The sequence below is a fragment of the Candidatus Campylobacter infans genome, from assembly GCF_013416015.1.
Lineage (GTDB): Bacteria > Campylobacterota > Campylobacteria > Campylobacterales > Campylobacteraceae > Campylobacter > Campylobacter infans.
In genome coordinates, this window is the sequence record NZ_CP049075.1 from 24,646 (window position 1) to 44,538 (window position 19,893).

At 34.5% G+C, this 19,893-nt stretch carries 18 protein-coding genes and 1 rRNA gene; 16 read left to right on the forward strand and 3 right to left on the reverse strand.

The annotated features are described in order from the left end of the window. Positions 1-90 precede the first annotated feature (90 nt). The 5 genes from rrf to CINF_RS00120 all read left to right on the forward strand — a co-directional run bounded on the left by rrf (position 91) and on the right by CINF_RS00120 (position 3,454). A 5S ribosomal RNA gene (gene rrf / locus CINF_RS00100) occupies positions 91-207 on the forward strand. A gap of 702 nt (positions 208-909) precedes the next feature. Next, a complete protein-coding gene (locus tag CINF_RS00105; RefSeq protein WP_179974642.1) occupies positions 910-1,140 on the forward strand; it encodes a ComEA family DNA-binding protein in 231 nt (76 codons plus the stop codon). Positions 1,141-1,855: 715 nt separating this feature from the next. Then, entirely contained in the window at positions 1,856-2,929 is a 1,074-nt protein-coding gene (locus CINF_RS00110) for a hypothetical protein (RefSeq protein ID WP_179975291.1), read from the forward strand. A gap of 64 nt (positions 2,930-2,993) precedes the next feature. Further along, positions 2,994-3,203, forward strand: a complete 210-nt coding sequence (locus CINF_RS00115) for a hypothetical protein (RefSeq protein ID WP_179974819.1) — start codon at positions 2,994-2,996, stop codon at positions 3,201-3,203. A 20-nt stretch (positions 3,204-3,223) separates the two neighbouring features. After that, a complete protein-coding gene (locus CINF_RS00120) occupies positions 3,224-3,454 on the forward strand; it encodes a hypothetical protein (RefSeq protein WP_179974818.1) in 231 nt (76 codons plus the stop codon). 325 nt (positions 3,455-3,779) lie between these two features. On the opposite strand, the gene CINF_RS00125 is transcribed toward CINF_RS00120, so the two are convergent. Beyond that, positions 3,780-5,048: a citrate synthase gene (locus CINF_RS00125; protein WP_178697439.1), complete on the reverse strand. Its 1,269-nt coding sequence runs from the start codon at positions 5,046-5,048 to the stop codon at positions 3,780-3,782. 196 nt (positions 5,049-5,244) lie between these two features. Between CINF_RS00125 and thiH the strand changes: the two genes are divergently transcribed. Genes thiH through hypF form a run of 4 tightly spaced genes read left to right on the forward strand, consistent with a single transcriptional unit; the run spans position 5,245 to position 10,626 of the window. Continuing rightward, positions 5,245-6,405 carry a 2-iminoacetate synthase ThiH gene (thiH, locus tag CINF_RS00130; protein WP_179975292.1) on the forward strand — a complete coding sequence of 387 codons (1,161 nt, stop codon included), beginning with the start codon at positions 5,245-5,247 and terminating at the stop codon, positions 6,403-6,405. 23 nt (positions 6,406-6,428) lie between these two features. Continuing rightward, positions 6,429-6,971, forward strand: coding sequence for a HyaD/HybD family hydrogenase maturation endopeptidase (locus CINF_RS00135; RefSeq protein ID WP_179975293.1), 543 nt, complete (start codon positions 6,429-6,431; stop codon positions 6,969-6,971). 17 nt (positions 6,972-6,988) lie between these two features. Next, positions 6,989-8,374 (forward strand): hypothetical protein, encoded by a 1,386-nt coding sequence (locus CINF_RS00140; RefSeq protein ID WP_179975294.1) that lies wholly within the window; start codon positions 6,989-6,991, stop codon positions 8,372-8,374. Next, positions 8,374-10,626, forward strand: coding sequence for a carbamoyltransferase HypF (gene hypF / locus CINF_RS00145; RefSeq protein WP_179975295.1), 2,253 nt, complete (start codon positions 8,374-8,376; stop codon positions 10,624-10,626). Before CINF_RS00140 ends, hypF begins: the two co-directional genes overlap by 1 nt. A 7-nt stretch (positions 10,627-10,633) precedes the next feature. On the opposite strand, the gene dcd is transcribed toward hypF, so the two are convergent. Beyond that, positions 10,634-11,206 (reverse strand): dCTP deaminase, encoded by a 573-nt coding sequence (gene dcd, locus CINF_RS00150; protein ID WP_179975296.1) that lies wholly within the window; start codon positions 11,204-11,206, stop codon positions 10,634-10,636. 107 nt (positions 11,207-11,313) lie between these two features. Here dcd and accB point away from each other — a divergent pair, with 107 nt between their 5' ends. The 7 genes from accB to CINF_RS00185 all read left to right on the forward strand — a co-directional run bounded on the left by accB (position 11,314) and on the right by CINF_RS00185 (position 18,201). After that, a complete protein-coding gene (accB, locus tag CINF_RS00155; RefSeq protein ID WP_178697427.1) occupies positions 11,314-11,766 on the forward strand; it encodes an acetyl-CoA carboxylase biotin carboxyl carrier protein in 453 nt (150 codons plus the stop codon). After that, complete coding sequence (locus CINF_RS00160; RefSeq protein ID WP_179975297.1) at positions 11,766-13,103, forward strand: acetyl-CoA carboxylase biotin carboxylase subunit; 1,338 nt, start codon at positions 11,766-11,768, stop codon at positions 13,101-13,103. The genes accB and CINF_RS00160 overlap by 1 nt, the downstream gene beginning before the upstream one ends. A 29-nt stretch (positions 13,104-13,132) precedes the next feature. Further along, a complete protein-coding gene (locus CINF_RS00165; RefSeq protein ID WP_179975298.1) occupies positions 13,133-14,416 on the forward strand; it encodes an anthranilate synthase component I family protein in 1,284 nt (427 codons plus the stop codon). A 59-nt stretch (positions 14,417-14,475) separates the two neighbouring features. Then, positions 14,476-15,081, forward strand: a complete 606-nt coding sequence (locus CINF_RS00170) for an SGNH/GDSL hydrolase family protein (protein ID WP_179975299.1) — start codon at positions 14,476-14,478, stop codon at positions 15,079-15,081. 183 nt (positions 15,082-15,264) lie between these two features. Then, on the forward strand, positions 15,265-16,623 hold the full coding sequence (gene hemN / locus CINF_RS00175) for an oxygen-independent coproporphyrinogen III oxidase (protein ID WP_179975300.1): 1,359 nt from the start codon (positions 15,265-15,267) through the stop codon (positions 16,621-16,623). Positions 16,624-16,636: 13 nt separating this feature from the next. Beyond that, positions 16,637-17,464: a DUF5718 family protein gene (locus CINF_RS00180; protein ID WP_179975301.1), complete on the forward strand. Its 828-nt coding sequence runs from the start codon at positions 16,637-16,639 to the stop codon at positions 17,462-17,464. Continuing rightward, positions 17,461-18,201, forward strand: coding sequence for a pyrroline-5-carboxylate reductase (locus CINF_RS00185; protein WP_179975302.1), 741 nt, complete (start codon positions 17,461-17,463; stop codon positions 18,199-18,201). Before CINF_RS00180 ends, CINF_RS00185 begins: the two co-directional genes overlap by 4 nt. A 526-nt stretch (positions 18,202-18,727) precedes the next feature. Here the strand turns inward: CINF_RS00185 and CINF_RS00190 are convergent. Next, on the reverse strand, positions 18,728-19,237 hold the full coding sequence (locus CINF_RS00190; RefSeq protein ID WP_179975303.1) for a type II secretion system protein: 510 nt from the start codon (positions 19,235-19,237) through the stop codon (positions 18,728-18,730). Positions 19,238-19,893 lie beyond the last annotated feature (656 nt).

The window sequence follows — 19,893 nt, forward strand, 5'->3', positions numbered from 1 at the left end:
CAATGTAAAGCTTTATAGCATTGTTAAATAAAAAAATCATTGCATTTTATCTTACATTAAAGTTGCAAGAGGATTTTTTTATTTAACAATGCTCGTGACTATACAGACGAGGAAACGCCTTGCTCCATCTCGAACCAAGAAGCTAAGCTCGTCATGGCTGATGATACTATCTCTTACTGGGACCGGGAAAGTAGGTCGCTGCGGGCTTTGTTAAAATTTATTCAAAGTTTATTTTTTAAATTATCTTTTATTTTTATTATGGGTTTTTTTATTTATATTCTAAAAATTTTATTTGCTTTACTTGCTTTTTATTTAGATTAAAATTTTATCTTTTTTTAATTTATATTGATTTATATTTAAGTTTTTAAATTAGAAATTTGTTTGTAATTGATATTAAAATTTTAAAATAAAAATTATCAAAAATTTTAACATCGTAAAACTACACTCAAATTTTAAAATCTCAAAACTACATTCAAATTTTAAATTATCTATTTTAAATATGTAAATTTTATAAAACTTAACTTCGCATTATAACTATAAAACAACGCAATAAATCACAATAAATAAAAGGAGTTAAAATGCCAAATAAAAAAGAACACAAAGCACAAGAAAAAGCGGATTTAGAAAGTTCTAAACCAAATCCAAAGCGATAGTCGCACTTTAAGCAAAGATGAATATGAGCAGTTAAAAAACAAAGCTTATTTAAAGCTTGAAAATCAAATATTTTTTTAGCACAGATGATGCAATAATGATAAATTGATGTGCTTTTAGGTTATTGGTTAAACTGCTATAAATGCAAATTAGTGGCTAAACAATACAAAAAATGCTGTATTATTAAGCCATAATTTATACACAAATGGCTAAAATACGCGCCTTTAACTCTAAAAATTTGCTTTTAAAGGAGAAAATATGAAAAAGATTTTAGTGTTATTATTAGCTTTGGCTGGGCTTATGTTTGGCGCTGTAAATATCAACACGGCTAGCAAAGAAGAGCTAATGAGCCTAAAAGGCATAGGCTCAGCAAAAGCCGATGCTATCATTGCTGCTAGGCCTTTTAATGAGATTGATGATATTAAAAAGGTTAAGGGCATTGGCGCTGTCATATTTGAGGGGATTAAGGGCGAAATCATCGTGAAATAAGCTTAATTAAAGTGCGTAAATGGCGCACTTTAATTTAGTGCGCATTTTTATTGATTGCGTGCTTTACATTTAACGCATTTTAAATTTACGCATTTTAATTTATGGCACACTTTAATTAAACGCGCTTGTATGTTTGGCACGTATTTTACATTTAATTACACACTTTATATTTAATCGCGCAAATCTGGCACGCTTAAAGTTCTTTAAAAATTCTAAATTTTAAACATTAAAATTTCAAATTCTTTATTAAAATCTTTTAAAATTTTAAAAATTAAAATTTCAAATTCTTTATCAAAATATATTAAAATTTTAAAAATTTTAATATAAAAACTGCAAATAAAAGCTAGCTAATTGCGCTATCATATGAGAAAACTTAGTATGGCTTAGAAAATTAAAATTCAACATTCAAAAATTAAGATATTTTACAAAATAAGCAAATAAAATTTTGCTTTTTAAAAAATTACTAGTCAATTTAAAAAAATATTATTTTAAAACATAGAATAAATTTAATTGCGGTGTTATATTAAAATATGTAAATTTATTCTTTAAAATATTTAAATATTTTAAAGAATAATGAATTAATAAAATTCTAGAATTTGTGTAATATTTATCTAGAATTTAGCTTAAAAAAAGCTAGTTTTTTACTAAAATGCGGGTTTTGGTTTAAAATTTTAGATTTTTGCCAGTAAATTTAAAGATTTTTAAAGGAGATATTTTGTTATTTTTTCTTTTATTTCCGTTTTTTATTTTTATTTTTGCTTATTTTTTTCCGTATTTTTGGGCGATGGCGATAAGCTCTGCGATGAGCTTAAATATTAAGCTTAAATTCCAGATTTTACTCTCTGTGTTTTTGTTTGTTTTTGTGGGGTTTTGTGCTGTTTATTGTTACGCTATAGATACCGATCATACGCTTTATTTATTGTTTTTGGCTGGATATGTGATAGGTACGCCGCTTTGGGTGCTTCATTTTTATTTAAACGAAAGGACTAGCAAAGTGCGTTTTTATACAGGTTTGGTGGCTACGCTTTTTATCATTTGGGAAATGGAAGTGCCTCAAAAGATTATTTTTTATAATATAACAAAAGATAAAACTATGTATGATATAGAGATTGTTGATGATAACTATACTTTGCCAGTTAATTTTAAAAGATTTAGCATAGGTTACGCAGATCCGTATAATGATTGCGTTGATGACCCTTCTAAATGTCCTTTATTACCTATGCCTCATCAATTAAAGCACTATGTAGATAAAAAAAAGAACAACGAGCGAATAATAGTGGCAAATTTATATGGACCTTATTATGCTAGCACCTATTTAATGTTATTTTTTGATACTTTTAAAGATGGTGGCGGGATAACTTATCAAAAAAGTTTTTACATTAAGGATAATCTTATTTTTCAATATTTAGAAAATTTAAAATTAGAAAATCAAAAAATAAAAAATCTAGCCAAAAAGGAGAAAACAATGGCGACAATTAAAACAATCGAAATGTTTGATGAAAATAGGACACTTACACCAGAGGCACTATTAATAATAAATGATAGTGCGTTTTTAGCTGAGATGGCTTATAACGATGGAAAAGAATTAGAAAATTTATCAAAGCCATTAAATAAAAATTCTCCAGAGCAACCTTTAAAAAGCAAAGATGGTTATATCATCATAGAAAACCCAGACACTGGCACAAAATTTGAAGTAGTTCGTATTTTTAGCGATCCAAATACTGGACCATTATGCGCAAGCTTAGCACAATATATGCTTATAAGACAGGGCATAATGGTGATAAAATAGCTTTTAAATCAAGCTGGGTAGAATGTGGATTTTGGAATTTATTAAAAACAATCAAAGGCAAAAAATGAATGAAAATGAAATGCTAAATGATAAGCCAATTTTTGTGGCAAAAAGCAGGATTTTTCACGGTTTGATACTAGTTGCGACAGGCTTAATGATGGCTTTGGTTATCTATTTTTTGGCACAAGAGCCAAAAGCCAATAAGCTAAAACAAGTGGTTGGTTGTTCTGTGTTGGATTGTTTGGTGTATTTGGAGTTGGCTTTCTTGATATAACGCTTATATTTAAAAAAATTATGCTTTTTGATGATAGGATAGAGGTTTATTGCCTAAATAAGGTTATAGTTAGGGCATATAGCCAGATAAAAAGCTTTAAGCTTTTTGAATACGAGCTGACAAAAAACTTGATTTTAGAGTGTGAACCAAAATTTATGCACGCTTACCTAAGCGGCATTCTTTTACACAAAAACGAGCTATATAAAATAAAAGAAATTTTAATTAAAAAAGGAGTAAAAAACAATGGCTGATTCAAAAGATATAGCTATGGCAGGTTTTAGCGGGTATTAAGCAAATAAAATTTTAAAACAATTAGAAAATATGAAAAAGATTATCCGCAAATAAATAGTAAAATAACAAAAAGATTAATTATAATTGGCAAAAAAAGCAATGGGAAAATCAGCAGTATTTTAAGGTGGCAATAGATAAGATCCTAATTATTAAAACGCAATATATAAAAAACTATAAGTTTAAAATTTTATAAATAACAATGTTTTAGGCATTTTGGTACAAGTGTAAGTAAATTTTAATAAATATCAAAGATAATCAAGCCCGTAAAACGGGCTTTTAATAGAATTAAGCTTGTGAAACAGGGCCTGTGTAGAGTTGTCTTGGGCGAGTGATTTTTACAGGTGCGTTTTCTTTTTGCTCTATCCATTGGCTTAGCCAGCCTGGCACGCGTCCCATTACAAAAATCGCCGCAAACATTTCATTTGGAATGCCTAAGGCTTTTAGGATTAAGCCGCTATTAAAATCCACATTTGGATATAGTTTTCTGCTTACAAAATATTCATCTTGTAAGGCTATTTCTTCGATGCGTTTTGCTACTTTTATTAAATTTGTATCTATGCCGATTTCATCGATTAGTTGATCGCGTAATTTACCTAGTACTTTTGCGCGCGGGTCGAAATTCTTATAAACTCTATGCCCAAAGCCCATTAGTCTAAATGGATCTTTTTTATCTTTTGCTTTTGCGATAAACTCATCTACGCGCTCTGGCGTGCCTATCATTTCAAGCTGGCGAATCACGCCCTCATTTGCGCCACCATGAGCATGTCCCCATAGCGCACCGATACCAGCACTTATGCAAGCATAAGGATGTGCGTGCGTGCTACCTACTGTGCGCACGGTTGAAGTGCTGGCGTTTTGCTCGTGATCAGCGTGTAAAAGCAATACAGCCTCAAGCGCTTTTACTTCAATAGGTTTTAAATCCACTCTATCGTGCGGATATGCGCGCATCATATATAAAAAGTTTTCTATAAAACCACGATCTAAATCTGGGTAAATTTTAGGAAAACCTCTTACATGGCGATAATAAAAAGTGATAAGAGTAGGAATTTTAGCCACCAAGCGCTTAGCAAGCTCCATATAATCATCCATATCGTCCATATTCATATCGCGTTTATAATAAGCGCTCATCATTGCTGTTGTAGCTTGTAATGCTGCCATTGGATGTGCTTTATCAGGCAAGGCATCAAAAAGTTTAATCATTTTTTCATTTATATAGCTTCGTTGTTTAAGCTCAGTGCGAAAAGCAGATAATTCATCTTGTGAAGGCAATTTTTTATAAAGCAATAAATAAACTACATCTAAATATTTTTTATTATCAGCTAGCCAGGCGATATCATAACCTCTGTGCATAAGCTCGCCTTTTTCGCCATCTATAAAGGTTATATCGCTTTTAGTGCTTGCTGTGCTTGTATAGCCTGGATCATAAGTAAACATACCAGTTTGCCCATAGAGCGAACTTATATCAATTACGCTTGGTCCTTTTGAACCATCAAGGATAGGAAATTCATAACTTTTACCGGTGCGGTTGTCTGTTAGAGTAACTGTGTTTGCCATTTTTTCTCCTTTTGTGATTTTATGTGCGTAATTTTGCCAAAATTTTTTTAATTTTATTTAAATTTTTTTATTTTATTTTTTTAATTAAAAAAAATTAAAGAAATTATTTTTTACGCATTTAAAATTTTAAAATTTGTACCTTATTTATACAAAATTTGTCAAAATAGCGTAAAATCAGCCACTAAAAAGAGCGTTTATGAAAAATTTATTAGATTGTATGAGCTATTTAAGCCATCAAGAACAAAGCGATCATAAAATAATGAATTGTGTATTAGATGAGTGCGAAAATGCCGATTTTAACGCCATAAGCCAAAGCCAAGTAAAAAGTGCAATCAATAAAGCATTTAGAAAAGAAGCGTTAAATTTAAGCGATTTTAAAGCGCTTTTAAGCCCTGCGGCTGCTTTGTTGCTTGAAGATTTAGCCCAAGCTAGCAAAGCAAGCAAAGAGCGATATTTTGGCAAAAATATTTATCTTTTTACTCCGCTTTATATAGCAAATCACTGCGATAATTTATGTGTTTATTGTGGCTTTAATTCTAAAAATAAAATCCGCCGCGCCCAGCTTAGCGATGAGGGCTTACAAGCCGAGCTAGAAAGCATCGCAAAAAGCGGGCTGTGCGAACTTTTGGTGCTAACTGGCGAGAGCCAGAGCAAAACCCCGCTTGATTATATTAGTAAATCTTGTAAAAAAGCTAGTAAATATTTTGCCACGCTTGGGGTTGAAATTTATCCATTAAATACCGATGGATATGATAATTTGTGCCAAAATGGAGTGGATTTTGTAACGGTTTTTCAAGAAACTTACAACCCCAAAAAATACGCAAAAATTCACCTTGATGGCAATAAACGCATCTTCCCGTATCGTTTTAACGCGCAAGAGCGCGCATTAAAGGGCGGAATGCGTGGCGTGGCTTTTGGCGCGCTTTTAGGCATAGATGATTGGCGAAAAGACGCGCTAGCTACTGGCTTACACGCGCATTTGCTCCAAGCAAAATATCCGCACGCTCAAATTTCAATCTCAGTGCCGCGCCTGCGCCCATTTATACATAATGCGCGCCAAAAATCAGGCGTAAGCGAGCAAGAATTAGCCCAAATAATCTGCGCTTACAGACTTTTTGCGCCTTATGCTGGCATTACGCTAAGCACGCGAGAAAATGAAAAATTTAGAAATGGCGCTATGCATTTTGGCATTACTAAACTTAGTGCTGGCGTAAGTGCTGGCATAGGCGCGCATAGTGGCAAAAAAAGCGGCGATGATCAATTTGAAATTAATGATTTAAGAAGCGTAGAGCAAATGAAGCAAGCTATCAAAAAAGCAGGCTTGGTGGCGGTTTTTAACGATCATATTAATCTTTAAAATTTTAAAATTTAAGGCAAGAGATGAAAATTTTAATACTTGGCATTGGTAATGTGATGTTTGGCGATGAGGGCTTGGGCGTGCATTTTATAAATTTAATAAGTCAAAATTTTAATTTCAAAAGCTCTTTGCATGAGCTTAGTTTTATTGATGGTGGGACTATGGCAAATGCGCTTACTCCACTTATTGCAAATAGCGATTATTTAATAGTTTGTGATTGTATTGAAGCAGATGATAGCAAGGCTGGCGATGTGTATTTTTTTGATTATAATGCTATGCCAAAAAGCATAAAGTGGAGCGGCTCAGCCCACGAGGTTGAAATGCTCCAAACCTTACAAATGTGCGAATTATCCGGCGTTTTACCAAAAAGTGTAAAGGTGCTAGGTGTGGTGCCAAAACGCATTGAGCCTATGAGTTTTTCTTTAAGCTCGCAAGCTAAAAATGCGCTTAAAACTATGCAAAAAGTGCTTTTAGATGAATTAGGCCAGCTTGGTTTTAGCTGCGAGCAAAAGGCAAATTTTAATATCGATGAAATTTTATCAAAATGGCTTAAAGCATTGTATTAGCGGAATTTGGAGTAAGAATGGTTTTGGAGTTTTGTTTTTATATTAAGGCTTTTTATTTTGGCGATTTTTTGGAATTTATGGCTAAAAATAGCGCGCTAGAATACAAAATAACCAAAAGCGATGGGATTTTTAGGCTTTTTGTAAAGGCCAAAACAGCTGAGCTTGAAAATTTTATAAGCTCGCAAATTAGCCAAATCCCACATAGTATTTTTTTAGAAAACAGCGAAGTTTTCAAGCGTGAAATTTCAGCTTTTAATGAGCAAAAAAATATTTTTCAAAAAAGCAATTTTAAGAGTGAAAATATCACGCCTTATTGTTTGAAAAATGGAGTAAATGAATTTGATGCTAGAAGCGATGAAAATTTTATAAACAGTGCCATAGCCACGCTAAATAACGCTCAGATATTAAGATATAAAGATTTAGAAATTTGTGCTTTTGGGGATTTTGCTTGTGATTATATGGTGCCTGTAAGGGTTGAAAATATCGCTAAAATTTTCATAGCAGATGAAAGTGCTTTAATAGCTCTTTGTAGTTTTGAAAAACCTGTGCTTAGATTAAAAACTAGCGCGCTTTACCGCCAAAATCATAAAAACGCGCCACGATCTTTTAATCTTAGATTGCCTTGGGATTTAAATATTTTTAAAATTTGCCAAAAGCTAGAAAATATCGCCTTTTTAGGTGTTAAAAGCAAGAGTGAAATTTTTAGTGTTAATCTTTTAAATAAGGCCGTTTTAATAAACTCAGGTTTTGATTTTAGCCCAAAAAAAGCTAACTCTAATAACGAACTAATAAAGCTGATTTTGGCTGAAAAATCGCTTGAAAATAAAACCAGCGCAGTATTTAATCTAAGCAAAACTAGCGATGATTTTATTAGGGTTTTTAAAAATAATGAATGCTACGAAATGCTTAAAATCACTACGCCTTCAAGCTTTGATGAAATTTATAAAAACATAAATCAAAATTTATTAAATAATTTTAAAGCAAATTTCACCTTAAAAACTGGCGAGATTGGGGCAAACAATTCTTTTTATGCTTTATTTAATATCATAAAAGAAATTTTAAATTTTGATGATGAAATATTAGAGCTTGGCGATGATTTTAACTTGCAAAAAGGCGTAAGGATTAGCTATAAGCTCATAAACAAAAATGAACTTGATGTATTTGGGCTAATTTCAAGTGCGATGAGTTTTAGGCTAGCTGGGGCAAGCAAGCAAGATATTGCTTTTGGGATAATTGAAAGTCTTGCCTTTTTTATAGGCGATATGTGCGATATTTTGCGTGCTGAGCTAGATTGCCAGGGGGAGATTTTATGCGGGAGTTTATTTAGCACAAAATCGCTCTCACGGCTTTGCGTTTTACACACAAAAGCTACTTTTAGCCAAATTTACCCCTTAGAAATTTAATGAAAAAAGCTTTTAAAATCGCAGTTGCTGGCCTGGTTCAAGGCGTTGGATTTAGGCCTTTTGTGTATAAGCTGGCCTTAAATTTTAAATTAAGTGGCGATGTGTTTAATGATGAAAGTGGCGTAAAAATACGCATTTTTGGTGAAGAAAAAAACTGCCTTGATTTTATTGAGAGTTTAAAAACAAAATCTCCCGTGCTTGCTAGGATTGATGATTTAATCGTTTGCGAGATTAAAATTTCAAAAAACGCTAGCAAAGAGTTTAAAATTTTACCTTCAAAACGCGCCAAAAAAATAGCACCGATTTTAAGCGATTTTGCTATTTGCGATGAATGCAAAAATGAATTTTACGATAGCAAAAACCCGCGCTATCACCATGCTTTCATTACTTGCACAAATTGCGGGCCGCGATTTTCAATCATTAATGCCCTGCCTTATGATAGATCAAACACAAGCATGGCCGGCTTTAAGCTTTGTAAGAATTGTAAAAAAGAATATCTTAACCCACTAGATAGGCGTTTTCACGCTCAGCCAATTGCTTGTAATAATTGCGGGCCAAGGGCGTATTTAAGGGATTTTGATGGCAATATTTTAGCTAGCGATACACAGGCTTTTAAAATGGCGAGCCTTGCGCTAAAAAATGGCAAAATTTTAGCCATTAAAGGCCTTGGCGGCTTTCATTTGTGCGTGGATGCGCTAAATTATAAGGCCATAAAAGAGCTAAGAAAAAAGAAAAATCGCCCCCACAAACCCTTTGCCATAATGCTAAAAGATAGCACGCAAAGTGCGCTATTTGCTAAGCTAAGCAAAGCAGAGCTAGATCTTTTAAACAGCCCGCAAAAGCCTATAATTTTAGCCAAAAAAAATAGGCAAAATTTTAATAAAAATTACTTAGAGCAAATCGCGCCAAATCTTGATAAAATCGGCATTTTCTTAGCACCCACTTCATTTAATCTTTTGCTTTTTGAATACTTTAAAAATCCACTAATTGCAACTAGTGCTAATCTTAGCTCCGAGCCTATTATTAGCGATTTTGATGCCTTAAAATCAAAGCTTGGCGGCGTTTTTGATCTTGCCTTAGATCATAATAGAAAAATCATAAATCCAAGTGATGATAGCATAGCTTTTAGCCTTAATTTAGGTAACAATCTAGCGCCAATAAGGCAGTTTTTACGCACTTCGCGCGGCTTTAAACCTAGCATAATTAATACAAATTTTAATAAAAAATCTTGCATCCTAGCTCTTGGTGGCGAGCTTAAAAATAGCTTTGCAATCTATAAAGATGGGCTAATTTTTCTAAGTCCTTATATAGGCGATTTAAAGAATATTTCAAGCTTTGAGCGTTTTTTAAATCTTTTGGATTTTTATAAAAAAACATATGATTTAAAATTTGATTTAGTAGTTGGCGATTTACATCCGCATTTTATGCATACGCAATATTTTGAGAGTTTAGGTTATGAAATTTTAAAAATCCAGCACCACCAAGCCCATATTTATAGTGTTTTATGCGAGCATAATTTAAAATTTGATAGTAAAATTTTAGCTTTTGGCTTTGATGGGACTGGCTTTGGTCAAAATGGCGAGATTTGGGGTGGTGAGATTTTCAAAAATACGCCATCTGGCTTAAAGCGCGTTTTTCATTTTGATGATTTTTTGCTAATTGGCGGGCAAAATGCTATTAAAAATATAAATTTTTTAACCTTTGCGATTTTACAAAAATACAATATAAATGCGCCAAAATTTTATTCTAAATTAGGCGATAAATTTACTGCTCTAAAAAGCGCGCTAAATGCTAGCAAAATCCGCACAAGCTCGCTAGGACGGATATTTGATGGGCTTGCTTGCTTGCTTTGTGGGCTAGATGAGATTAGTTTTGATGGGCAAGGGGCGATGAGTTTAGAAGCTCTTTATGATGAAAGTTTAAATATCTGCTATGAGTTTAGCCTAAATGATGAAATAATAAACTTTAAAGGCATTTTTGAAAAAGCTATAAAAGATGAGCCAAAAGTAGTAGCAACTGGATTTATTAACGCAGTAGCAAAGCTAATATTTGATATTTCACAAAATGAATATGTAAAAGATAATGAAATAGGCGTGGTTTTAGGCGGTGGAGTTTTTGCAAATTATGCGCTTTTAAAACGCACGCTTAATCTATTAAATAATGCTGGCATTAGGTATTATTTACCGCGTCAAAACCCAGCAGGCGATGAAGGCTTGGCGCTTGGTCAGCTTTATTATGCGCTAAATATTTAAAATTTTATTATTTTAAAATTCTTGGCAAGGTAATGCCCTCTTGGGATTGGTATTTGCCTTTTTTATCGTTGTAGCTTACCTCACAAGGCTCATCACCTTGAAAAAATAACACCTGAGCGATGCCCTCATTTGCGTAAATTTTAGCTGGCAATGGCGTGGTGTTTGAAATTTCAATAGTAATATGCCCGCAAAATCCTGGCTCAAAAGGCGTTACATTTACGATTATACCGCATCTTGCGTAGGTGCTTTTGCCTAGGCAAATAGCTAGCACATCGCGTGGCATTTTAAAATATTCTACCGTTCTAGCCAGCGCAAAACTATTTGGCGGAACTATACAAAAGGGCTGTTTTTTATCGCAAATAAAATCTACTACATTTTTTTCATCAAAACTTTTAGGATCTACTACCGTGCCACCGATATTTGTGAAAATTTTAAATTCATTTGCCACTCTTATATCATAGCCGTAGCTGCTTAATCCATAGCTTACTACGCCCTTGCCTATATTATCATTACAAAATGGCTTAATCATCGCATTTTTAAGGCTTTGCTCTCTTATCCATTTATCGCTTTTTAATCCCATTTTGACCCTTTTTTTAAAAAGCGATTGTAGCCAAAATACTCAAAATTTACTACAAAAAGACTAAATTGTGCTAGAATTAGCCATTTTAATTTATAAGGAGACTTTCTATGACACACGATGAAATCAAAGATTTAATGAACTTTTTTGATGAAAAAAAGAGTATAAATAAAATAAAAATTAAAAATAAAGATTTTGAAATAGAAATAAAAAAAGCCGGAGCCGATGAGCCAGCTGTGGATATGATACCAGCTAGTGCGTGTCCTACTTTACCTTCTGTAAATGTAAATTTAGTAAATGAACAAAACACAGCCAGAAAAGGCAATGATACAATAAACTCACCTATGGTCGGCACATTTTATAAAGCCCCAAGCCCTGGTGCTAGCCCATTTGCTAGCGTAGGCCAAAGCATTAGAAAAGGCGAATGCGTAGGCATTATCGAGGCTATGAAGATAATGAATGAAATAGAAGCAGAGTTTGATTGTCGCATCGTAAAAATGCTAGTTGAAGATGGTCAGCCAGTAGAATATGGCATGGCATTATACGAAGTGGAAAAATTATAATGAAAGAAATTAAAAGAATACTAATAGCAAACCGCGGAGAAATAGCCTTGCGTGCTTTGCGCACTATACAAGAAATGGGTAAAGAAGCGATTGTGGTTCATTCTACTGCTGATGCTGATGCTTTGTATGTGCGCTATGCTGATGCTAGCATTTGTATAGGCGAGGCTAGAAGTAGTGATAGTTACTTAAATATCCCAGCCATCATTACAGCTTGTGAGGTTTCGCAAGCTGATGCGATTTTTCCAGGTTATGGCTTTTTAAGTGAAAATCAAAATTTTGTAGAAATTTGTGCTAAACACGATATAAAATTTATTGGCCCAAGCGTTCAAGCAATGGCTTTAATGAGCGATAAAAGTAAGGCAAAGCAAATGATGATGAGAGCTGGGATCCCAGTTGTTCCAGGTAGCGATGGAGAAGTGCCAGATGCGGATTTTGCTAAAAATTTAGCCGAAAAAATCGGCTATCCTGTGATAATCAAAGCCGCAGCAGGTGGTGGCGGGCGCGGTATGCGTATGGTTGAGAGTCAAAAGGATATTGAAAAGCTTTTTTGGTCAGCACAAAGCGAGGCTATGAGTGCTTTTGGCGATGGCACGATGTATATGGAAAAATACATAATAAACCCGCGCCACATAGAAGTGCAAATTTTAGGTGATGAATATGGCAATGTCGTTCATATCGGTGAGAGAGATTGCTCTATGCAACGCCGCCATCAAAAGCTAATTGAAGAAAGCCCTGCTATTATTTTAGACGAGCAAACAAGAGAAGAATTGCTAAATACCGCCGTTCGCGCAGCCAAGGCCATAGGTTATACAGGTGCTGGAACTTTTGAGTTTTTATATGATAGCAAGGATAAGAAATTTTATTTTATAGAGATGAATACGCGCTTACAAGTAGAACACACAATAAGCGAAATGCGCTCAAGGCTTGATTTAGTAGAATGGATGATACGCATAGCCCAAGGCGAAAAACTAATGGATCAAAGCCAAATTACTTTTAGCGGACACGCCATAGAATGTCGCATAACAGCCGAAGACCCAAAAAGCTTTGCTCCAAATCCTGGCAAAATCACAAAATATGTAGCACCTGGCGGGCTTAATGTGCGTATGGATAGCCATGTTTATGAAGGTTATAGCGTTCCGCCATTTTATGATAGTATGATAGGCAAGCTAATCGTGCACGCAAGCGATCGCCAAAAGGCCATAACAAAAATGAAAGTGGCTCTAAGCGAATTAATCGTAAATGGTATAAAAACCACAAAAGATTTTCATTTAAATATGATGAAAAACCCTGATTTTATCAGCAATAGTTTTGATACAAACTACCTAAGCAAGCATTAAATTAGCCATTGCTTTAAAAAGAGCCGATTATGCTATTAGCACAGCCTTTATTTTACTTTAAGCATTTACTTAAAATTTGGCCTAATTCATATCTTGCCGAAGATGGCGAGCAAATCATCATCGGCATTGATTGTGCTTATTTGAGTGGCGATGATTTAAATGAGCTTAAAGCTAAATTAAATGAAAGCGCAAAGGAATTTAATCAAAGCGATGATTTAAAATTTGCGTGGTTTGCTGGGCTTTTTGGTTTGCTTAGTTATGAAGCTGTTTATAAGTTTGAAAAACTTGGCGATAAAAAACCAGCACTTTATAAAATGCCTGTGTATTGCTACGCAAAGGCTAGCGCGTATTTGTATTATGATAAACACAGCAAAATTTATGAATGCTTAGGCGATCAAAAATATTTTAAAGATCTTCAAAACTTACAAAATCCAAAAATAAATGAGCAAGATAGTATATTTTGTGAAATTTTAAGTGATTTAGACGCCCAAAAACAGCATTTTAAAAGCATAATTGAAGAAGCCAAAGAATATATCAAAAGCGGTGATATTTTTCAAGTCGTGCTAAGTAAGACCTTACATTTGTATTCAAATCTTGATCCGCTAGTATTTTATGAATGCTTAAAAAATCAAAATCCTAGTCATTATATGTATTATTATCCTACGCCTTTTGGCATTGTTGCTGGTTCTAGCCCTGAGCTAGTGATGAAAATAAAAGGTGATGAAATTTTCGTCTCGCCCATTGCTGGCACAAGAGCGCGCGGAATAGATGCTAATGATGATGAACGCCTAGCACAAGATCTTTTAAACGATGAAAAAGAGCTAGCCGAGCATAAAATGCTAGTGGATTTGGCGCGTAATGATGTGGGTAAATTTGCCGTAGCTGGGAGCGTGAGGGTTAAGGATTTAATGCATATAGAGCGTTTTGAGAGCGTGATGCACATAGTTAGCGATGTTTATGCCAAAAAAGATAAAAAATTTGATAATTTTGATGTACTTAGCGTGGTTTTTCCAGCTGGCACGCTTAGTGGTAGCCCAAAAATCCGCGCTATGCAAATCATAAACGAGCTAGAAACGCACGCTCGCGGCATTTATGGCGGGGGCATTGGATTTTGGCATTTTAATGGCGACATGCAAATGGCGATTTTAATCCGCTCGGCTATGTTTAAAGCGCGCGAAAATGCTTATGATGTTTATATTGGTGCTGGCGCTGGGATAGTTTATGATAGCGATGCAAACGCCGAATACATTGAAATTTGTAATAAAAGAAAATCTTGCCAAAAGATTTTTACTCAATTTGTTAAAAATAAATAATTTATTTACGCGCTTATAAATCTTTTCGGGGCGTAAATTTTAAAATTTTAAGAATAAAAATGAAAAAAATCCTTTTAATTTTTTTGGTGATTTTTGGCGCAATTTTTTTGTATTCTAAAAAAGACAGGCAAAACACTTGTGATTTAAAAGGCCAAAATATTTTAATTTTAGGCGATAGCATAGCAAATAACTATGGACTTGATACAAAGGACAATTTTGGCTATAAAATAGCTACTGCCTTAAATAAAAAAGCAATAATTAAGGGCGTAAATGGGCTAACAAGCACTGGGCTTTTAGCGCGCTTAGATGATGATTTTAGCGGTATTAGCGATATTGGCGCGGTGTTAATTTCAATAGGCGGTAATGACATCTTGCGCCAAGTAAATGCTAGCACAAGCAAGCAAAACATTGAAAAAATCGCAAATTTTGCTAGAACAAAAAGCTCTTGTGTTGTGTTTTTGGGCGTGCCAGATAGTGCTATTAGCGCTTTTAGCGGGGCGGTGGCTAGCTTTTACAAAGATCTAGCGAACTTACAAAATGTGCTAATTGATGATAAATCAATGCCACAAATTTTAAAAGATAGAGCTTTGCTGCTTGATCGCATTCATCCAAACGAGCAAGGCCACGAGCTAATCGCTAAAAATATACTCTCTTTATTTAATTGATGTATTTGGCGCAAAAAAAGCCATAAAAATAAGTTTTGTGCTATAATTTTTTTGTGCTTATGATGAAATTTTAAGTAAAACTATTTGATTTTATTTTTTAAACGGGTTGAAATTTTAAAATTTTGCTGGTTAAAATTTGCTAGTTAGCTAAATTAGAGCGCGCTTGATATTTAAGGATTTATGATGATTGATTTTAATAAATTTGTTAAATTTTCCAAACCAGGTCCTCGCTACACGAGCTATCCTACGGCTTTGGAGTTTAGTGATACTTTTAGCTATGATGAATACACAAACAGGCTAAAAAACGGCACAAAACCGCTTTCTTTGTATTTTCATTTGCCTTTTTGTCGCTCTGCTTGTTATTTTTGTGGCTGTAATGTTACTTATACAACAAACGAGCAAAAAATGGCGCGCTATTTGGATTATTTAGAGCGCGAGCTGGATTTATTGAGCCAAATTTTAAATACAAAACGCGAAGTGGTTCAAATGCATTTTGGCGGTGGCACGCCTACTTATTATAATGCTAAGAGTTTAGAGCGCGTATTTAAGGCCATTAGAGCAAGGTTTAGTAATTTTGCAAAAGACGCTGAGATTAGCTGTGAGATCGATCCTAGATTTTTTAATAAAGAACAAATGAGCGTGTTTAGAGCCAATGGCTTAAATCGCATAAGTTTTGGTGTCCAAGATTTTGACGAAAAAGTTCAGCGCGAAATTCACAGAATCCAGCCATTTGAAATCACGCAAAACGCCGTCCAAATCGCGCGCGATGGCGGTATAAAAAGCATAAACACGGATTTAATCTATGGCTTGCCTTATCAAAGCCCAAAATCTTTTGCAAATACGCTTAAAACAGCACTTAGCCTAAGTCCTGATCGTTTTGCGATTTTTAATTATGCGCATGTGCCGTGGCTTAAAAAATCTATGCGAAAATTTGATGAAAGCACCTTGCCAAATCCTGCTAGCAAGCTTGAAATTTTAAAATACACCATGGAATTTTTGCCAAATAATGGCTATAAAATGATAGGTATGGATCACTACGCGCGCCCTGATGATGAGCTTTTTGGCGCGCTTAAAAACGGCACTTTACATAGAAATTTTCAAGGATACACCACAAAAGGTGGCGCAGATTTAATAGGCATAGGATTAACCAGCATAGGCGAGGGCGATGATTATTACGCTCAAAATTTTAAAGATTTGCCAAGCTATGAAAATGCCATAGATTCAGGGCGTCTGCCTAATGCCAAGGGCGTGCTTTTAAGTGCTGAGGATAGATTAAGAAAGGCTGTGATAATGAGCTTGATGGCAAATTTTAACCTTGATATAAATGCCATAGAAAATGCTTTTAATGTGGATTTTTTCAGGCATTTTAGCGCGGAGTTAGAGCTGCTTAAAATTAATTTTGGCGAGTTTGTAGAGCTTAGCGGGGACAAAATCAGCGTAAATGAAACCGGCATTTTGCTAATCCGCAATATCGCAATGTGTTTTGATGAATATATGGTGCGCCACAGCAATAACGCTCAAAGTTTTTCAAAAACTTTATAATTTAAGGATAAAAATGAAAAATTTACTTGGTTTTGGCGTGGTTGGTAATTTTGCCGGGCATTTAGAACAAGCCGGCGAGGCTAGCGATTTTGCCAATTTAGAGCGCGAAATAAACGCGCCTAAGGGGATTTTTGCTTATTATGTGCCAGATCTTAATAAGGCAAAAAATACATTTTTAAATAGATTTTGCGTGGATAATAAAATTTTATTAATCCCAAAAGGCCAAAAAGTCCAAGCAGAAGCAGAAATTGCCCTGCGTTTTAGCTTGGATTATAGCGATGGCAAAATCGCGCATTTAATCCCGCTTGCTTTTATGGCCTTTAATGATGCTAGCCTAAGAGAAATCACAACTCCAAAACTCTCACAAAAAAAGAATTTTTCACAAGCTTGTAAGGGCGCAGGCAACGAAATAGCAATAAATAGCTTTAAAAATGGCGGGATTTGTGATGATTTTAGCTTGTGTAGCTTTTTAGAGCGCGATGGTGAAATTTTAGAATATGGCGAGTGCGCTAGGCTTTGTAGCTATGGATATTTTTACGAAAAACTACTATCTTGGCTAAAAGATACGCTAAATTTTCAGCGCGATGAGGGCGTGCTAGAAAATTTAAGCGAGTTTTTTGCTTTGGCAAATTACCCTAAGCAAATAATAATTGCTCTTGGGGCTACAAAATATGCGCCAAATATGGAAAAAGCGTATTTACAAGCAGGCGATGAACTAAGCATAATAACCTTTAACCATACAAAATTTTCACACTCTCAAATAAAAATTTTGCTAAAAGAAAACAAAATTACTCCAAATGATGATATATCAATACTAAAACAAAGGGTAAAAGAATTATGAAAATACATATTTTAGGCTCAGGCGTTATGGCCAAGGCTATGGCAGCAGGGCTAGCAAATAGCGGTTTTAGCGTGGTTTTAGTAAGCCAAAACGCGCTAAATGACACTAGCTTTGCTAATGAAATATACGGGCAAAACTACCAAATAGAGGGCAAAAATATAATTCTAGCCTTTAAGCCTTACGCATTAGCCGAGGTGGCAAAAAAGCTAACAGGCAAGGCAAATATTTGTATTAGCGTGCTTGCGCGCACCGGGCTAAAACAAATAAAAGAGCTAATAAACGCTAGAGAGCACGCAATTTGTATGCCAAATTTAGCAGCCAAGCACAACGCATCAATTACACCATTTTTATGCGAAAACGAAGCCAGAAGCGATGAAATAGAGGGTATTTTAGAAGGTTTTGGCAAGGCGATTAAGCTTAGTAATGAGAGCGAGTTTAACGCCGCAAGCATTGCTAGCGGGTGCGCGCCAGCTTATCTTGGCTTGGTCGCTGAGGCGCTAAAAGATGCGCTCATTCAAGCTGGCATTAAAGCAAACCAGGCAAATGAGCTAATCTCAGGCGCATTTTCAAGCACGGCAACAATGCTTCAAAGCACGCATCCAGCGATTTTTAAAGAGCGCATTTGCTCGCCTGGTGGCACCACGATAGAAGGCATTGTAAGCCTTGAAAAATCTGCCGTCCGCGGAGCTATGATAAGTGCTTTTAAAGCAAGTTTTGATAAGCAAAATAATGCTTAAATTTTTAGTTTTAAATTCTAAAATTTTGGTTTATTTGGAGTTTTAAACTTTAAAAATTCACTGGCGGAATTTTTAAAATAATTTTTAAAATTTTTGAGTTTTGCTTTAAAATTAATTCTTAAATTTCTAAGATTTTAGCTTCAATTTTATTTTTAGATTTAAAAATTTAATCTTTGGTTTTTTAAAATTTTAATTATTTTTTGTGGTTTTTATGCTTGGTTTTGTATTGTTGTTTTAAAAATTTGCTTTTTAAATAAGCATTTTTGATTTTTAAAAATTTCGCACTTATTTTATATTTTAAATTTGCGATTTTTTTATTTTATATTTTGCTCTGCGTTTTTGATTTTTTTCTAGTTTAAATTCTGTGCTGATTTTTTAAAAAAATAAGAGATTTAAAATTTAAAAAATGAAAATAAAAAAAACCCCTTGAAATTTTTAGAATTTCAAGGGGGTGATTAAGCTTTAAAATTTATTTTTTAAAATTAACGCTAAAAATAAATTAGTGCGAATTAAGCTTTAAATTAAATTAGAATTGTATGCCACCAGAGCCACCGATTTGGATTTTGCAATCGCTTGAATTTGTGCCCACTGATGTCTTATTATTAGTAGTATCTACCCCACACATTGTCATAATTCCTGGCAATTTTCTTAATTGTTTACACACGGCATCTTCTTTGCCATTAGCTCCAAAATATAATTTAAGTTCAACTTTGTTTGAAGCGGTAGTTTGGGCATTGGCTGTTGTTGTAGGCAATTTCACTTCTACGCAAGTTGTGCTACCTTTTACATTAAGCTTGCCATCTTTAGTTAGCGCATTTGTGATTTCATTAAATTTTGTCGACATGCCAGTACTAAATTTTCCTTTCGCCGTATAGTAAGCCGTAATATCACTCACCGCCGTGGTTAAGTTTGTCGCTGCCTTTGCCACCTCTGCATCATCTCTAGTAGCTGCTAGTCTTGGAATCGCCACTGACGCCAAAACACCTAAAATTACGATAACAAATATTAACTCAATCATCGTAAAACCTTTTCTCATCGAAAACTCCTTGTGTTGAAATCCTAAGCAAACGCTAGCCCTATGATTGAGATTTTTGGAGTAAGCCACCGTCTGCTTAGTGCCTGCTTCAAGCAAGCACAAGAATTATAGGGGGGGGTTAAACTAAGCTTAAATTACATAAAGTTTTTTTAAAAAAAAATTTCAATTTTTTAAAAAATTTTTAATAAATTTCTTTAAAAATTTGGTAAATGTTTTATAAATTTTAATGCTTTTTGGGCTGAGTTTGTGCTTTTGTGGTGAGATTAAAGGGCAGGGCAAGTTGATTGGCGGGCGGTTTGGGCGTGGCTGAGAATTTGGCGCGAATGGCTAGCGGAGTAGGCGGGTAAATGCGAACGGACACGCGCGGTGGGTAGTTTGGGCGTTGCGGACGCGGTTATAAAGTGGGCGTGTTTGAATTTGGCGCGTTGAATTAAATTGAAATTTTAAAATTTTATTTTGGCTGATAATTTGTTGCGAAGTTTTAATGGTTGGGCGGTTTGCTTGGCGGGCGCGTGCGTGTGGCTGAGAATTTGGCGAGTGGATTAAGAATTAAATTTTAAAATTTTATTTTGGTTAGGAATTTGCGGGTGTGCGGGTTTGCTTAGATTTTTAAACGCGTTAATTTGCGCTGATTTAAAATTTATGGACTAAAAATC

Bases quoted from the DNA above. Each gene is read 5' to 3' on its own strand.
- CINF_RS00105 (WP_179974642.1), top strand. From the start codon at position 910: ATGAAAAAGATTTTAGTGTTATTATTAGCTTTGGCTGGGCTTATGTTT.
- CINF_RS00115 (WP_179974819.1), top strand. From the start codon at position 2,994: ATGAATGAAAATGAAATGCTAAATGATAAGCCAATTTTTGTGGCAAAA.
- CINF_RS00120 (WP_179974818.1), top strand. From the start codon at position 3,224: ATGCTTTTTGATGATAGGATAGAGGTTTATTGCCTAAATAAGGTTATA.
- CINF_RS00125 (WP_178697439.1), bottom strand. From the start codon at position 5,048: ATGGCAAACACAGTTACTCTAACAGACAACCGCACCGGTAAAAGTTAT.
- thiH (WP_179975292.1), top strand. From the start codon at position 5,245: ATGAAAAATTTATTAGATTGTATGAGCTATTTAAGCCATCAAGAACAA.
- CINF_RS00135 (WP_179975293.1), top strand. From the start codon at position 6,429: ATGAAAATTTTAATACTTGGCATTGGTAATGTGATGTTTGGCGATGAG.
- CINF_RS00140 (WP_179975294.1), top strand. From the start codon at position 6,989: ATGGTTTTGGAGTTTTGTTTTTATATTAAGGCTTTTTATTTTGGCGAT.
- hypF (WP_179975295.1), top strand. From the start codon at position 8,374: ATGAAAAAAGCTTTTAAAATCGCAGTTGCTGGCCTGGTTCAAGGCGTT.
- dcd (WP_179975296.1), bottom strand. From the start codon at position 11,206: ATGGGATTAAAAAGCGATAAATGGATAAGAGAGCAAAGCCTTAAAAAT.
- accB (WP_178697427.1), top strand. From the start codon at position 11,314: ATGACACACGATGAAATCAAAGATTTAATGAACTTTTTTGATGAAAAA.
- CINF_RS00160 (WP_179975297.1), top strand. From the start codon at position 11,766: ATGAAAGAAATTAAAAGAATACTAATAGCAAACCGCGGAGAAATAGCC.
- CINF_RS00165 (WP_179975298.1), top strand. From the start codon at position 13,133: ATGCTATTAGCACAGCCTTTATTTTACTTTAAGCATTTACTTAAAATT.
- CINF_RS00170 (WP_179975299.1), top strand. From the start codon at position 14,476: ATGAAAAAAATCCTTTTAATTTTTTTGGTGATTTTTGGCGCAATTTTT.
- hemN (WP_179975300.1), top strand. From the start codon at position 15,265: ATGATTGATTTTAATAAATTTGTTAAATTTTCCAAACCAGGTCCTCGC.
- CINF_RS00180 (WP_179975301.1), top strand. From the start codon at position 16,637: ATGAAAAATTTACTTGGTTTTGGCGTGGTTGGTAATTTTGCCGGGCAT.
- CINF_RS00185 (WP_179975302.1), top strand. From the start codon at position 17,461: ATGAAAATACATATTTTAGGCTCAGGCGTTATGGCCAAGGCTATGGCA.
- CINF_RS00190 (WP_179975303.1), bottom strand. From the start codon at position 19,237: ATGAGAAAAGGTTTTACGATGATTGAGTTAATATTTGTTATCGTAATT.